Raw genomic sequence first — 1,024 nt, forward strand, 5'->3', positions numbered from 1 at the left:
ATAGCCTCTGGAGCGAATCGAACGAGCGGTTTTATGCCTACAACAAACGATGTATCAGGTGCTTATTAATAAGCTGTACTGATTCGTAAGTTGCTACGTTGAAGGCTCGACATTCGTCAGCCGCTCATCGCCAGGGATTCGAGAAAGGTCTCCAATACCAAATGGGGACGGCGACCTTTCCGGGTAACAGAAGCCAGCGTCAGGTCGTAAAAACAGGAATAGGGCTTCAACGCCCTGAGCCTTCCTTCTGCAACCCAGCTCCGCGCGTAGTGATCAGGCAGGTACCCAATGTATTGGCCCGTAAGAATCAGGAATGCCATTCCCTCTCTGTCCGATGCGCTGGCAGTGCAGTTCAGCGCTTGATAATGCTCCTGGATGGTTGCCGGCAAGCGGAATGTCGGGGCTATGGCGTCCTGCTCCTGGATACGCTGCTCATTTAAATCCAGATCCTTGACGAAAAACAAAGGATGGCCAACACCGCAATAGAGCTGAGAACGCTCGCTATACAGCGGCTGATATTCAAGGCCTGAAAGCGCACCGACCTGAGGAATTACGCCTACGTGCAGACGACCGTCCAGCACGCCTTGCTCCACTTCACCAGGTGTACTCATTCGAATCTGGATCTGAACGTCAGGTCCTTTTTTCTTTAAAGAAGCCAATGCATCCGTGACGCGCATGTGAGGCATCGTTACCAGGTTATCCGTCAAGCCAATGATCAACTCGCCCCGGAGGTGACTGTGCATCCCGTTGACCTCGCTTCGAAATCCCTCCATCGCCGACAACAAGCGTAAACACGCCTCATACACCTGCTGCCCATCCTCCGTCAGGGAGAACCCGGCACGTCCCCTCTGACATAACCGTAAACCTAATCGCTGCTCAAGCTCTGTCATTTGCTGACTGATGGCTGACCTGCCAACACCGAGAACGCTCTCTGCAACGGAGAATCCACCGCACTCCACGACACTGCGAAATATCTTGAGCATCCGAATATCAAAATCAGTGACTTGAGCAACTGGATTGGCAC

Annotated in this window: 1 protein-coding gene; it reads right to left on the bottom strand. The window is 52.7% G+C overall.

Features of this window, described 5'->3' with window-relative positions; all coding sequences use genetic code 11:
• Positions 1 to 116: 116 nt before the first annotated feature.
• A partial coding sequence (locus tag ACXRVY_RS31325) for a LysR family transcriptional regulator (protein WP_458239253.1) occupies positions 117 to 1,024 on the bottom strand: 908 nt, incomplete at its 5' end.

The sequence above is a fragment of the Pseudomonas sp. P5_A2_2 genome, assembly GCF_054177685.1.